We start from the raw sequence: 13,493 nt of genomic DNA on the forward strand, positions 1-13,493 counted from the left end.
GGGCGATGGCGATCACGCTCATGGCGATGATCTTCGTGCAGATACCGCTTGGGCACAGCTCGGCCAGCAAGACCCACGTGAATGTGTACCACCTGCTGCTGCTCATGATGCCGGTGCTGTACCTGCCGGCCGCGCGCTACCTGAAACTCAACCCTGCGACGGCATTCATCGGCGTGCTCACGGCCACATCGCTCGCGGCGGCGGCGACCTATGGCGGCGGCCTTCGTTCCACCCTCATCGTGTTCGTCGCGGCGTCGTACTTCCTTGGCCTGGTATTTGGCCACAAGCTGGCTGAGGTGGAACTCCGCCGTATCTTCGTGTGGATGCTCGGCTGCTGCATCACCTTCATCATCTTGCGCGATATCGCCTACGCCAATGCCCTGGGCTCGATCTATACGCGCAGTGAATCGGCCTCGAGCGTGCTCTACATGTCCACGGGCGGCCGCAACATCGAGGCAAGCCTGCTGGCCCTGCTGTCCATCCTGCTGATCGGTACGCGTGCCTATCCGATTGCCGCGGGCATCGCGTTTCTCACCAGTGCCACCATGCTCTCGCGCGCGGGCCTGATCGGTGCCGCCGTCTCCATCTTCATCGCCGCATGGCGCATGCGAAAGACGCGCCATTATTACTTCTACACCTTCTTTTGCATTGCGATGGTCGTGCTGGTCATCGGCCTGGTGCTATCCCAGGTGATCGACGTACCTGTGCTCGATCGCTTCAACCTGCAGGCCGAGACCCAGCTGGAACACAAGAACGTCGGCCGCCTGGCCCTGTGGAGCAATGCGGGCATCGCCCTGAAACAGAACCTGTTCGGCTACGGCGTCGGCAATGGCGTGCCGATCATGGAGCAGATCTCGGGACTTAAGTTCGTGGAAAACAACGTCCACAACATCTACCTGCAGTTCTTCCTCGAAGGCGGCCTGCAGTCGGCACTGCTGTTCCTGGTGATGTGCGCGCACATCCTGTTCTCGAAGACCGAGGGCCAGAACAGCAACGTGAAGCTGTTCCTGCTGCTGTATCTCATGCTGGCCTTCATCGAGTTCAGCGGCTACGAGGCCTATTTCTGGTTCTTTGTAGGCATGTTCTACGCGCGGCAACAGGTCCGGCAGCAACGCCTGGCCGTCGAAAGCCGCGCGCATGCCCAGGCGCGCCGCGAACTGATACGCAGCAAAGCCCCGCTACCCCGGCCGGAGATCGCCCATGCTCAATGACTTCCGGGCCGATGCCCGCCGCCTGAAGTCGCTGCCTGGGTGGCGCGGGATGATCTGGTGGATGCTCGACCAGTCGTTCTGGGTGATCCTCACCTACCGCCTCATCGCCGGGGCCCGCGGCACGGTGTTTCATACGCCGCTGCGTGTGCTCGAGAAGGTCGCGGAATTCGTATTCAAGAGCTACGTGCCCACCACCGCCACGATCGGCCCGGGCCTGGTGATCTTCCACGCGTTCGGGGTCATCATCAACGGCAAGACCACCATCGGCAAGAACTGCACACTCTACGCCCGCGTCTGCATCGGCAATCGCTTCCCGGGCGACGGCACGCCGACCATCGGTGACAACGTCACCATTGGTACCGGCGCCTGCATCTTCGGCCCCGTGGTCATACCTGATAACTACGTGGTGAAGGCCAATGCCGTCATCACCCCGTCGTCCCTGCGCGACAGCGCCCCCGCTTCTTCCCCTAAAAATCACGATCCCTTAGGAGCTGCGTCATGAGCGAGGCCGAGAAGCGCTTATCGATCATCATCATCACCTGGAACGAACTGGCCAACCTGGAGCGGTGCCTGCTATCGCTGGTCGACAAGGTCGATTTCACCCAGGATGAAGTGATCGTCGTCGACAATGGCTCGAGGGATGGAAGCGCCGAGTTCGTCGCGACGCTGCCGCAGGTGCGCTACTTCCCCCTGGAGACGAACCTTGGCGTGGGTCCTGCACGCAACCGTGGCCTGTTCCTGGCCCGTGGCAAGTACTGCATGACCCTGGACAACGACACCATCTTCCTGACCGACGACCCCGGTACAGTCGTGGATACGTTCTTCAAGGCACACCCCGATGCCGGCGTGGTGGGCTTCGAGCTGCTCAACGTCGATCGCACCCGCCAGGACTCAACGCGCCGATTCCCACGCTTTTACCAGCCGATCGCCGCGCGCATCGCAGCCACCCGGAAGCTCGGCTTCGTGCAGCGCGAACTCGACCGCCACCTCATGACCGATACGGTGTTCGATAACGAAGCCGACCCCATGGAAGTGGATTACGTGCTCGGCGCGAACCAGACCTTTACCAAGAAGACGGCTGCGCTGCTCATGGGCTACGACGACCGGATCTTCTTCGGCCCCGAGGACGCGGAGTTTTGCGTACGGACCCGCAAGATGGGCCTACGCAACTATTACTCGCGGCGCATCTCGATCGTCCACGACTACAAGCGGCGCACGCGCAAGTTCTCGAAGCTCACCATCAAGCACCTCGCGGGCTTTGCCTACATGCTGAAGAAGCATGGGGGCGTCTACCGTTACTCCCTGAGCGAGCGCCGCTAAATCCCCACGGAGCCAGCCCATGCATCGCCGCACCTTCCTTCGCCACACCACGCTGGCCCTTGCCACCTTGTCGGTGGTTCCACTGGTCCGCGTGCAGGCCGCCAACCGCGGCCGCACCTGGTACGTCGATGCGAACGGCGGAGATGATGCCCATGACGGCACCAGCGAGGCACGAGCGTTCCGCAGCCTGGATCGGCTCAACAAGGAAACCTTCGGTCCAGGCGACCATATCCTGTTCAAACGCGGCGGCGACTACCCGGGCGCCTTTCTCCCCAAAGGCTCCGGTAGCGCCGGCGCACCTATCGTGGCAGACGCCTACGGCCAGGGCGCCCCACCGCACCTGCACGCCGACGGCAAGGCGCCCTCCACGGTGCGCTTGCAGAATGTCGAGTACTGGACGCTGCAAAACCTCGACATCTCCAACCAAGGCCCCCAGCCCGCCCCACGCCGCACCGGAGTACACCTGTTCCACCAGGATTATGGCGTCGCCCATGGCATTACCCTGAAGAACCTGCACGTGCACGATGTGAATGGCGTGCCGGTGAAGAAGGACGGCGGTGGCAGCGGCATCCTTGTTGAAGCCAAAGGCAAGGACAAGCCGACCCGGTACGAAAGCCTGGCCATCATCGATAACCGTCTGGATAACACCCAACGCGACGGCATCCTGTTCCTGGGCGCCGGTAACCGGCAGGGTGGCCTGGCGAAAGGCGTGGTGGTGCGGGGAAACCAGTTGAGCGGCGTGCCGGGTGATTGCATCCTGGTGAAGGGCTGTGACGGCGCGTTGGTGGAGCATAATACCGTGAGCCACTGCGGCCCCCTGCCCCGTGGGGAAGCCGCTGCGGGCATCTGGCCGTTCGATTGCGACAACACCACCGTCCAGTACAACGAGGTCAGCGACCACAAGGCTTTCGCGGATGGCCAGGCCTACGATTCCGACTTCCGTTGCCGCAACACGGTGATCCAGTACAACTACAGCCACGATAACGTCGGTGGGATGGCCCTGGTCTGTAACGACGGGCGCAGCGGCGGCGACATTGGCAATACCGGCACCATCGTTCGCTTCAACGTGAGCATCAACGATGCCCTCCGCAAGACGGATAGCGCGAGCCTGCGTATCTCCGGCCCGGTCGACGGCAGCCAGATCTACAACAACATCATCATCATCCCGGAGAAACCGATCGCCGGCGCCGAGGTGACGGTCTTCAAGGCGACGAGCTGGAAGGGTGTGCCGAGCAGCACGAACATCCATGACAATATCGTCGTATCTCCGCAAGAACCCGGCATCGACATGCAGGTGGCCCAGGCCACCAAGCTCAACGAAAACCGCATGGTCGCGACGACCGCCAGCAATCAGAAAGGCCTGGCGGGCTCACAGGCGGCATCCACGGAGCACGCCATGCTCGAGCGCTTCCGCAGCCACCGGCCAACGCTCGCCCAGGTAAATACGCTGGTGAAAGCCTGCTTCGCCAACGGCAAGCCCGTGGCCAATGCCGTTGACCTTATCGGCCAGCTAACCGCTGGCTGATCTCAACCGGCCTCGTTCTCAAGCTGCTGGCGACCCGCCTCCCGGCGCGACGCCAGCGACTGGATCAGGCGCTTGCCCAATGCCTGTCCGGGCACTTCCACCAGCCTGTAGGTAAGTGTCGCCAGGATGACCGTTCCAGCCAGTGCCACCACTACGGTGGCTATGAAGTACGCATCGGGCCCGAGCCGCGAACCCGCATGCACCTTGTCCAGCACCTTGCGCGCGACCTGCAGCATGAAAAAGTGCACCAGATAGCCGCTGAAGCTGATCTTGCCCACGTGGCATACCAGCGGATTCACCAGCCAGCGGTACGGCTGGCGGTTCAGGCACAGCGCGATCAGGGCGAAGGCACCGCCGTAGAGGTACACGGCTCGGCTGTCTTGAATGACTTGCGGCACCGTGAGCAGGACCGCACACGCCGCAACAAAAAGCGCCGCATTCATCCGCCGGTCACCCGCGTGGAAGAAACGCGTAAGCACCCCTGATTCGCCAAACAGGACGAAGTACGCACAGATGCCGAACAGGAAGATCGGCAACTGGTTAGGCAGCCAGACGAAGACGAACCTCTCCCACAGATCAGCATCCGCGATCGGCGGGTTGGCGACCAGCACTGGCCCAAGGAAGACATCCAGCAGCAGGAACAACAACAGCGCAACCCACGCGCGCGGCAGATCCTTAACCAGCAGGAACACCAGCGGGAACACGATGTAGAAGGACATCTCCATGCCGATCGACCAGCCGCCAGGTACCACGTCATTGGCACCCAACAGCCACGCCGGGCTCCAACCATTGGTGAAGGTCAGCGTGCTCAGGATCGTGCCAGGTGTTGGCAGCTCGTGGCCCTTCAGGATGAACGGTGCCAGGCAATACACGCCGAAGGCAACGTAGAACATGGGCGCAATGCGAAAGAGGCGCCGGATGTAGAAGTTCAACCATTCGCCGGACTCGCCCAGGCGCTTGCCTGCCGAAAGAAACAGCGTGAGTGCGCTGACAACAAAGAACAGCTGCACGCCCCGCGCGCCCTGCTCCGCGTAGCGGCTTAGCCATGGTGACATCGTGGCCGGGTGGCCCATGGCCTGGTAGATCTCCACATTGCGCTGCGCGTGGCTCACCAGCACCGCGATGATGGCCAGGCCACGGAGCGCATCGATGAAGTCGAGCTGTAGGCGGGGCTTGGCCTGCATCAGAACCGGGGTTCCAGATGCCAGTTCCAGGCGCTGGCGAGGATATCTTCCATGCGGGCCATGGCGGGCCGCCAGCCAAGCTGCTCGCGCGCCTGCGCGCTCGATGCCACCAGCACGGCGGGATCACCCGGCCGACGCCCGGCGAATTCATGAGGCACGGGTCGGCCGGTGACCTTCTCCGCGGCGGCGATCACCTCGCGCACCGTGAACCCCTCGCCATTACCCAGGTTGAACGTGAATGCGCCCTCGTGCATCCCCATGTACTCGATCGCGAGGAGATGCGCGGATGCCAGGTCATTCACGTGCACGTAGTCACGAACGCAGGTGCCATCGCGGGTGTCGTAGTCGGTACCGAACACCTTCAGGCCACTGCCCTGCCCCAGGACCGCCTTCAGGACATTGGGAATGAGGTGCGTCTCGGGGTCATGCGCCTCGCCAATACTGCCGCAAGCGGAGGCACCCGCCGCATTGAAGTAGCGCAGCGCCACGGAACGCAGGCCATAGGCCTTCGCCGCATCGGCCAGCACCTGCTCGATCATGAGCTTGCTTTGGCCGTACGGATTGATGGGCGCCGTCGGATGGCTCTCATCAATGGTGTCGGATACCGGATGGCCAAAAACTGCCGCCGTGGAGGAGAAGACAAGCTTATCGACCCCCGCATGCCGCATGGCATCGAGCAAGGCGATAGTGTTGCCAACGTTGTTCTCGTAGTAGGCATAAGGGTCCACCACCGATTCGCCGACCAGCGAGCGTGCGCAGAAGTGCATGACCGCATCAAAGCGGTGGTCCGCGAACACACGGGCGAGCTTCCCCGCGTCACCGATATCACCGTGGATGAACGGATGGCCGGCGGGCACGGACTCCCGATGCCCCGTGGAGAGGTTGTCGTAGACCACCACCTCGTGCCCGCGCTCAAGCACGTACCGGACCATGTGCGAGCCCACGTACCCCGCACCACCGCAAATTAGAATCTTCAAGCAACAACCTTTCTTGTAGGAGCGCGCTCGCGCGCGATCGCGCCCAGCGGGCGCGGCCAGCGATGCCTGGTGGCTACCGGGCTTCCTCCGCGACCTGCGGATCCGCCGTCGTCGCCACCGATGCAACGGCGCCGGTACGCGATGACGTCTGCTTCTCGCTGTGCACGAAGCCCTTGAAGATCGTCAGGAAGATGATCCGCAGATCGAAGGCCAGCGACCAATGATTGATGTAGTAGAGATCGTGCTCGATGCGGCGGGTGAGATCGGTATCGCCACGCCAGCCGTTCACTTGCGCCCAACCCGTAATGCCAGCCTTCACCAGGTGCTTGTGCATGTAACCGTCGATCTCGCCCTTGAACTGTTCGACAAACATGGGGCGCTCAGGGCGGGGGCCCACGATCGACATGTCGCCACGGAGCACGTTCAGGAACTGCGGCAGTTCATCGAGGCTGGTCTGGCGAATGAATTTGCCGAATCGGGTGGTGGTCTTGTTCTGCGCACCGCCCCACGCCACCTTCCCGCTCTTCTCCATGTCCACCGGCATGGAGCGGAACTTCAACATTTCAAATTCCTTGCCGTCCAGGCCCACGCGCGGCTGTCGATAGAGCACGGGCCCCGGGCTGGACAGCTTCACGCCAATGGCAAGCAACACCATGATCGGTGAGATCATGAACAGGATGGCGGCAGCGAGCAGCCGGTCCTCCACGTTCTTCACCAGCCATGCGTGCCCTTCGAGCGGACTGGAACGCAGGGTCACGATGGGCACGCCACCACAGTCTTCCATCTGGTGATTGATCAGCTGGCGCCCAAGCAGGTCAGGGACAAACTTCACCGTCACCACGTGCTGCTCCATGCGGTCCATGGCGTACGTGATCGCGCGATTCGCGCTCACCGGCAGCGCTAGAAGGACCTCGTCCCATTCGCCACGCAACAGGATGTCTTCGAGTTCGAGCAAGGAACCAACCTTCGGCACGCCATCAGGCACGCCGTGGTCGTAGCTGGTCTTGACGTAGCCGGTGATATCCATGCCCAACGCGGGATTTGCGCGCGCCTGCTCAAGCATGTGTAAACCGGAATCGGTCGCACCCACGAGGAGGCAGCGCGCGATACCTTCACCGCGCTTGCGCAGGCGACGCAGCGCAACAAGCGCAATCAGTCTCACCAGCGCAAAGCCGACGAGACCGAGCGGGAGCGTCAGCAACACCCACCCACGCGAGTAAACGTCGCCGACTTTCAGCAAGTAGCCCATCACCATGAGCGCGATGAACGATCCGGCCCACGATGCTGCGATGCGCAAATATTGACTGACCGGACGTTCGCCAAGCGGCTGCTCGTAGACACGCAACCCCATGGAAAGCACGAGGGTGAGCATCACAAGCATGACCATGGCCGCAGCATAGGTTTTGTCCATGGCTTCGCCGTTAAAGCGAGCCAGGTAGGCCACATGGGCCGCGGTGACTGCACTCATCAAGTCACCGACGCGAAGCTCCAGATCAACTAACGCGTTGATTTTTTTCAGTTGCATGACAAGTACCTTCTGCCGAGAAGCACCGCCAGCCACGCCGTGGTGCCAAGGTACGTGCCCCCTGTAGGGCCGTCGTCGCTTCATCCCGAAGCCCGTATCAACCCAACACGCTATTGCCCGAATCCGCGGAGCACCGGATTCAGTTAGCTCACTACGCTTGTGGAGCGGAGACGATGTGATGATGCTGCATCGCCACGAAATCCGCAGCAATCGTGTGAGTGCTAAAACCTGACACGTTTCACAGAAACACTCGCTGAATTTTGTCGTTCAGCAGAATGACTTGCTTGTTGACACATCAATAGCGGTGAATGGTTCGCGCGTGTTTCGACACACGCAGGCGTTCATGAACGTGCATTACGTTGTTCATGTATGACGCACATCCTCTGAAATCGCGAAATTCATTCACCACAGGAGACCAGGCCATGAAGCGTCTGCTCATCGCATGCACCATCCTGGCTGTTGCCGCACCGTTGTGGGCACAGACCCAACGCGCTTCCAGCGAAGCCGCTCCACAGGCCGCAAATGGCGCTAATTCGCCATCGCAAGCGGCACGCGTTGCGACGCCGAACCAGGCGCGTTCAGCATCACAAGGTGCAGTTGCACCAACTCGGGTCGGTGCGGGCACCGCCGCAATGGCCGCCGCCACCGGCGCAACTGCGAATTCGGCAACGGGCACAGGCAATGATGGAACGGGTGGAACGGGTGGCACCGGCGGTACAGGTGGTACCGGCGGGACCGGTGGAACAGGCGGTACGCACTGATCGCGCCATACCCTAGCGAATGGACGTCCAGACGTCCGCGATGTTCCCGATCAGTTAATGCTGGGTCGGTTTTAGTAGTGGGCCGTCCGATTCCGGGCAGTCGTTTTATCCAAGGAATCCGCGCACGATGAAGTTCCTGCCGACCCTGGGTCTGGCCGGATGCTGCCTGCTCCTGCATGCCTGCGTCCTGGCACCCGGCCAGCATATGAATACCGGCGAGCTGAATAACAAGAAGAGCGCCGATGGTGCGCGTTATCAGCTCGTCCCCATCACGCCCAAGCTGATCGCGATGGATAAGGCATCAGCCTCGCCGGCCAGCCTGGATCCCGCACTTACCGCTTACAAGCCCGATGACTACCACATCGGGCCCGGTGATTCGCTCTACATCACTGTCTGGGAGCATCCGGAACTCACTTCCCCTGCGGGCTCCCAACAGCAGACAGCGGCCAATGGCCGCCTTGTACGGCCCGATGGCACGCTGTTCTATCCCTACGTGGGCCAGATCAAGGCCGATGGCCTGACGATTGAACAGCTGCGTACGGAAATATCCAACCGCCTGACCAAGTACATCGCCAAGCCGCAGGTCGATATCAGCATCGTGGGCTTCGCCAGCCAGCGCGTGACCATGGGCGGCGCGTTCACCAACACCGCTCCGCAGAACATCACGGTGGCACCGCTCACCCTGTCGCAGGCGGTCGGTTCCGCCGGGGTGAACGCGCAATTGGCCGACCTTTCCAATGTGGTGCTACGTCGTGATAACCGCGAGTACCACCTGAACCTGGATGCCCTCTCGCATACGCTGCAGGGCGGCCAGGACATCTATCTCAAGGGCGGTGACAACGTGTACCTGCCCTACAACGATAACCACGAGGTGTACGTGCTGGGCGAGGTCCTGCGCCCGCAGGCCATCTCGTTCAAGACCACCGACCTCAGCCTCACCCAGGCACTGGGCCGCTCGGGCGGTCTCAACCAGACCAGCTCCAGCGGCAAATCCGTGTACGTGATTCGCGGCGTGGAGAACATGGAAAAAGCGCCGGCCACCATCTATCAGCTCGACAACACGTCGCCCTCCGCTTTCGCGGTCGCGGCCCAGTTCCCCGTCGAGCCCGGCGATGTGATCTACGTCGGCCCGGCCGGCATCACCCGCTGGAACCGCTTCATCAGCCAGCTGCTTCCGCTTTCCGGCCTGATCAACAACGCAGCCAACGCCCAGTACAGCCTTGATCGCGACCGCCAGCTGTAACGGAGGTAGCCAGGACACTTTCTTCCGCACTACAGGCGAAATAAATGAAGGTCACAATTTTTGGAACCGGTTATGTCGGTCTGGTTACCGGCGCCTGTCTCGCGGAAATGGGAAACCACGTGGTATGCGTGGATATTGACGAGGCCAAGGTGGAAGGCCTGAAGAACGGCATCATCCCCATCTACGAACCGGGCCTCGAGCCCATCGTGAAGAACAACTATGCCGCAGGCCTGCTCGATTTCACGACGGACCCGGCCACTGCCATCGCGCACGGTGAGATCATTTTCATCGCGGTCGGCACGCCGCCCGATGAGGATGGCAGCGCCGACCTGAAGTACGTGCTTGCCGTGGCGCGGACGATCGGCCAGCACCTGGACCGGTACGCCGTGGTTGTAAACAAGTCGACCGTGCCGGTAGGTACGGCCGATAAAGTGCGTGCCGCTATCAGTGATGTCCTGAATAACCGTGACGCGGGGCTTGAGTTCGATGTGGTATCCAACCCCGAGTTCCTGAAGGAAGGCGACGCGGTGGAGGATTGCCTGCGCCCCGATCGCATCGTGGTGGGTGCGTCCAGCCAGCGTGCCGTCGGCCGCCTGCGCAAGCTCTACGCACCGTTCAATCGCAACCACGATCGCATGGTGGTCATGGATGAGCGGTCGGCCGAACTCACGAAGTACGCAGCCAACGCCATGCTGGCGACCAAGATCAGCTTCATGAACGAAATTGCCAACATCGCCGAACGCGTCGGCGCGGATGTGGAGCTCGTTCGCCAGGGCATCGGCTCGGATCCGCGAATTGGCTACCACTTCATCTACCCCGGCGCGGGTTATGGCGGCTCGTGCTTCCCCAAAGACGTGCAGGCACTCGAACGCATTGCGCGTGCGCACGACTACGATGCCCGCCTGCTGGCCATGGTGGAAGCCGTAAACCACACGCAAAAGACCCGCCTGTTCGCGCAGATCCTGCGCCACTTCCATGGTGACGTGGCCGGCAAGACGGTCGCCTTGTGGGGCCTGGCCTTCAAACCGAACACCGACGACATGCGCGAGGCCCCGAGCCGCAAGCTGATCGAAGCGTTGTGGGGAGCCGGTGCAAAGGTCCGCGCGTACGACCCCGAAGCCCGCGAGGAGACCGCGCGTATCTACGGTGAGCGGGATGACCTGGTACTCTGCGCCAAGCCGTACGAGGCACTGGACGGCGCCGACGTACTCGCCCTCATCACCGAGTGGAAGGCCTTCCGCAGCCCTGACTTCGCCCGGATCAAAGCGGCACTGAAGGAACCTGCCCTCTTCGACGGTCGCAACCTGTACGACCCGCAGACGGTGGAGGATGCCGGCCTGGCCTACTACGGCATCGGCCGCGGCCGCTCACTGCTCCGTTGACTGATCGCCCACGGCGGGCTCCCGCAACGCCCAACGCGCTGTAGGAGCCCACCCTGTGGGCGACATCTTTCGCGACACGCCACACGCATTACGAGCGGTGACCCTGCCAAGAGCGTCGCCCACAGGGTGGGCTCCTACAGCCATCCGTGGGGCTACTGCGAGATCTTGCCCAGGTTCTCGTCGAACTGATCGGTGTCGAGATCGTTGGTCATCGTGTACAGCGTATAGCGCTTGTTGAGGCGGGCACCGCCATCGCGCACCAGCGGCTGCCACATCAGCGTGGCCCGATTCCGCGACGAATTCGGCAGCAAGGCATCGAAGGGGATGGATACATAGATGCCCTTGTCGAAGCTGCCTTCGCCATAACCCGAACTACCCGACTTATCGGTCACGGTGAAGTACGCGCCCATGCGCGTGCCATTGGCAAATTGCCGCGACACATCCACGGTCGTACCCCAATCGCCGGCCAGGTAACGGCCTACGCTCACCGCGAGCGTGACATTGTGGAACCCTGTATCAAGGTATCCGGTCGCCTGCCCCGTGATCACGTGGTACTTGCGCAGGGAGAAGTCCTGGTCGAACCCACGGGCCTTTACCCAGTTGATATCGCCACCGACCGCCCAGTGCTCACCGAAGGGGCGGTACAGCACCTCCCCGCCCGCACCGGCGTACATGCTCTCCAGCATGCCGGCGTACGCCATGCCATACAGGTCCTGCCCGAGCTTCCGGGTACCGGTCAGCTGCAGGTTCGGCATGGTGATATCCGAACTGGTCAGGTACTGGCGCACGTTGGTACGTACGCGTGGCAGGTTGCTTGGCGCGTCGTACTTGAACTTGTCGTAGTTGTTGGCGATGTTGACCGAGATCACGCCATCCAGCCATACGTGGCGGCTGAAGTTGAACGTGCCATAGCCTGCGCCATAAACCTGGTACAGCACAAAGGCATCGGGGCCACCGAGGTTTTGTTGGTAACCCAGCGCCGTGCCACCGGTGAAGCGCTTCAGCGGCGCGTTGTACAGCACCTCTTCGTCGCGGGACGTCACCGGATCCTGCTCCACGCTGCGGCGGAAGGTCGGCAGGTCGATCTGATGGTTCAGCAGCTCGATGAAGCGCGGCCGGTGCACACTCGTATCCACCGTGCTCAGGCCGTTGCGTTCACTGGTCACCGTGACCCAATCGATGCTGCTGTCCACGCGATTATCGACAATGCGGGTCGCGCGGCCAGCGGCCTCGGCCGTGTAGAAGAAGCGCTCCTGCTCACCCTGGATCACGAGCTCGGAGCCCCGGCGGCGGATGTTGGTGACGTTGATGCCTGCATTGGCTTGCAGGGTCTTCGCCACCTGCGCCCAATCGACCTGCTCCGGGGCCTTACGTTGCGGTACCGAGGCTGCCTCGGGCATCGCTCCAGGTGGCATCGACGCCACGTCGGCTGCCTGCTTTCCCGTGCCCTGGCTCGGGCCCGTAGGCAAGGTCGTTACGGGCGTACTGGTGAAGGACACGGGCTCCGGCGGTGGATCAAAGGACTTCTCCGGTCCCACATGCGTCGCCAGGTTCGCGTGCAGGTTCAATGCCGCGGTGGCGACATTGCCACGCTCGTAACCCAGCGTCAGGTCGGCGTTGCCATTCAGGCGGAACACCGCGCCCAGGTTGATCGGGGACCGTTGCGGCTGGTTATTGCTCTGTGGCTGGTGCTTGTAGTCGTTGCCGTCCAGCTCCGCCTTGAGTACCAGCCAATCCCACGGGGAGTGATATTCCACACCACCGAAGAAGCCAGGTCGACCACGAAGGAACTTGTTGATACTGAGGGCGCCGGTAGCCCCCGTGCCGCTGGCCGGTCGCGTATTGAAGCGATCGCTGATGATGCTCAGCGGGTTGCTGATATCGCCGCGGTTGCCTATATAGCCCCAGCCCAGGCCAAGACTGAAATCGAATCGCCCTGCGCGCTTGCTCGCGACCAGGAATTCGCTGGAGAACAACCCCGTGCCGCCGACGTCGCGCACACCGAACGCCACGGCCGGTGTCCATCGCGTTTCCTGGAACAGGCGAGCCTTTACGTCGATCGACTTGTCCTTGTAGGTCTGGCTGCCACTGAGCGAGCGGGCGCCATACAGCCGGTTACTGACGTTGGTGTAACGGAAACTGCCTTCCAGCCAGGGGATGGGCTGCATGGAGACGTTGTAGTTGGTGTACGGCGTGGTGCGGCTGAGTACGAAGCTGAACTCGCCCTCCTGGGCCATGCGCGCCGTGGGTGTCTGCAACAGGCCTACGCCGCCGAAGTCACTCTGCGTGTAGTACTCCTGCGCATGCACGGAGGCGACCCCACCCGCCCACAGCACCAAGCCTGCGCAGCAGCCATGCCAAACCG

General features: G+C 62.2%; 10 protein-coding genes. 6 read left to right on the plus strand and 4 right to left on the minus strand.

Annotated elements, in window-relative coordinates:
- Positions 1-5: 5 nt before the first annotated feature.
- The 4 genes from L2Y97_RS11960 to L2Y97_RS11975 are packed head-to-tail and all read left to right on the plus strand — an operon-like array spanning position 6 to position 4,056.
- Positions 6-1,211 carry an O-antigen ligase family protein gene (locus L2Y97_RS11960; protein WP_247426657.1) on the plus strand — a complete coding sequence of 402 codons (1,206 nt, stop codon included), beginning with the start codon at positions 6-8 and terminating at the stop codon, positions 1,209-1,211.
- Positions 1,201-1,713: a serine O-acetyltransferase gene (locus L2Y97_RS11965; protein WP_247426660.1), complete on the plus strand. Its 513-nt coding sequence runs from the start codon at positions 1,201-1,203 to the stop codon at positions 1,711-1,713. The genes L2Y97_RS11960 and L2Y97_RS11965 overlap by 11 nt, the downstream gene beginning before the upstream one ends.
- Complete coding sequence (locus L2Y97_RS11970; protein WP_247426663.1) at positions 1,710-2,531, plus strand: glycosyltransferase family 2 protein; 822 nt, start codon at positions 1,710-1,712, stop codon at positions 2,529-2,531. Before L2Y97_RS11965 ends, L2Y97_RS11970 begins: the two co-directional genes overlap by 4 nt.
- A gap of 19 nt (positions 2,532-2,550) precedes the next feature.
- Positions 2,551-4,056, plus strand: a complete 1,506-nt coding sequence (locus tag L2Y97_RS11975; protein ID WP_247426665.1) for a right-handed parallel beta-helix repeat-containing protein — start codon at positions 2,551-2,553, stop codon at positions 4,054-4,056.
- A gap of 2 nt (positions 4,057-4,058) precedes the next feature.
- Here L2Y97_RS11975 and L2Y97_RS11980 read toward each other — a convergent pair whose 3' ends face one another.
- From L2Y97_RS11980 to L2Y97_RS11990, 3 genes are all read right to left on the minus strand, one after another.
- Positions 4,059-5,240 carry an acyltransferase family protein gene (locus L2Y97_RS11980; RefSeq protein WP_247426668.1) on the minus strand — a complete coding sequence of 394 codons (1,182 nt, stop codon included), beginning with the start codon at positions 5,238-5,240 and terminating at the stop codon, positions 4,059-4,061.
- Positions 5,240-6,217: a UDP-glucose 4-epimerase GalE gene (galE, locus tag L2Y97_RS11985; RefSeq protein ID WP_247426671.1), complete on the minus strand. Its 978-nt coding sequence runs from the start codon at positions 6,215-6,217 to the stop codon at positions 5,240-5,242. The genes L2Y97_RS11980 and galE overlap by 1 nt, the downstream gene beginning before the upstream one ends.
- Positions 6,218-6,290: 73 nt before the next feature.
- Entirely contained in the window at positions 6,291-7,742 is a 1,452-nt protein-coding gene (locus L2Y97_RS11990; RefSeq protein WP_247426674.1) for an undecaprenyl-phosphate glucose phosphotransferase, read from the minus strand.
- 888 nt (positions 7,743-8,630) lie between these two features.
- Here L2Y97_RS11990 and L2Y97_RS11995 point away from each other — a divergent pair.
- Together L2Y97_RS11995 and L2Y97_RS12000 are read left to right on the plus strand one after the other, a co-directional pair.
- Positions 8,631-9,746 (plus strand): polysaccharide biosynthesis/export family protein, encoded by a 1,116-nt coding sequence (locus L2Y97_RS11995; RefSeq protein WP_247426677.1) that lies wholly within the window; start codon positions 8,631-8,633, stop codon positions 9,744-9,746.
- A 44-nt stretch (positions 9,747-9,790) separates the two neighbouring features.
- Positions 9,791-11,128: a UDP-glucose dehydrogenase family protein gene (locus L2Y97_RS12000; protein WP_247426680.1), complete on the plus strand. Its 1,338-nt coding sequence runs from the start codon at positions 9,791-9,793 to the stop codon at positions 11,126-11,128.
- A gap of 152 nt (positions 11,129-11,280) precedes the next feature.
- Here L2Y97_RS12000 and L2Y97_RS12005 read toward each other — a convergent pair whose 3' ends face one another.
- Positions 11,281-13,437 carry a YjbH domain-containing protein gene (locus L2Y97_RS12005; RefSeq protein WP_247426683.1) on the minus strand — a complete coding sequence of 719 codons (2,157 nt, stop codon included), beginning with the start codon at positions 13,435-13,437 and terminating at the stop codon, positions 11,281-11,283.
- Positions 13,438-13,493 lie beyond the last annotated feature (56 nt).

The organism is Luteibacter aegosomatissinici (genome assembly GCF_023078495.1).
Classification (GTDB): domain Bacteria; phylum Pseudomonadota; class Gammaproteobacteria; order Xanthomonadales; family Rhodanobacteraceae; genus Luteibacter; species Luteibacter aegosomatissinici.

Bases quoted from the DNA above. Each gene is read 5' to 3' on its own strand.
- L2Y97_RS11960 (WP_247426657.1), top strand. From the start codon at position 6: ATGGCGATCACGCTCATGGCGATGATCTTCGTGCAGATACCGCTTGGG.
- L2Y97_RS11965 (WP_247426660.1), top strand. From the start codon at position 1,201: ATGCTCAATGACTTCCGGGCCGATGCCCGCCGCCTGAAGTCGCTGCCT.
- L2Y97_RS11970 (WP_247426663.1), top strand. From the start codon at position 1,710: ATGAGCGAGGCCGAGAAGCGCTTATCGATCATCATCATCACCTGGAAC.
- L2Y97_RS11975 (WP_247426665.1), top strand. From the start codon at position 2,551: ATGCATCGCCGCACCTTCCTTCGCCACACCACGCTGGCCCTTGCCACC.
- L2Y97_RS11980 (WP_247426668.1), bottom strand. From the start codon at position 5,240: ATGCAGGCCAAGCCCCGCCTACAGCTCGACTTCATCGATGCGCTCCGT.
- L2Y97_RS11990 (WP_247426674.1), bottom strand. From the start codon at position 7,742: ATGCAACTGAAAAAAATCAACGCGTTAGTTGATCTGGAGCTTCGCGTC.
- L2Y97_RS11995 (WP_247426677.1), top strand. From the start codon at position 8,631: ATGAAGTTCCTGCCGACCCTGGGTCTGGCCGGATGCTGCCTGCTCCTG.
- L2Y97_RS12000 (WP_247426680.1), top strand. From the start codon at position 9,791: ATGAAGGTCACAATTTTTGGAACCGGTTATGTCGGTCTGGTTACCGGC.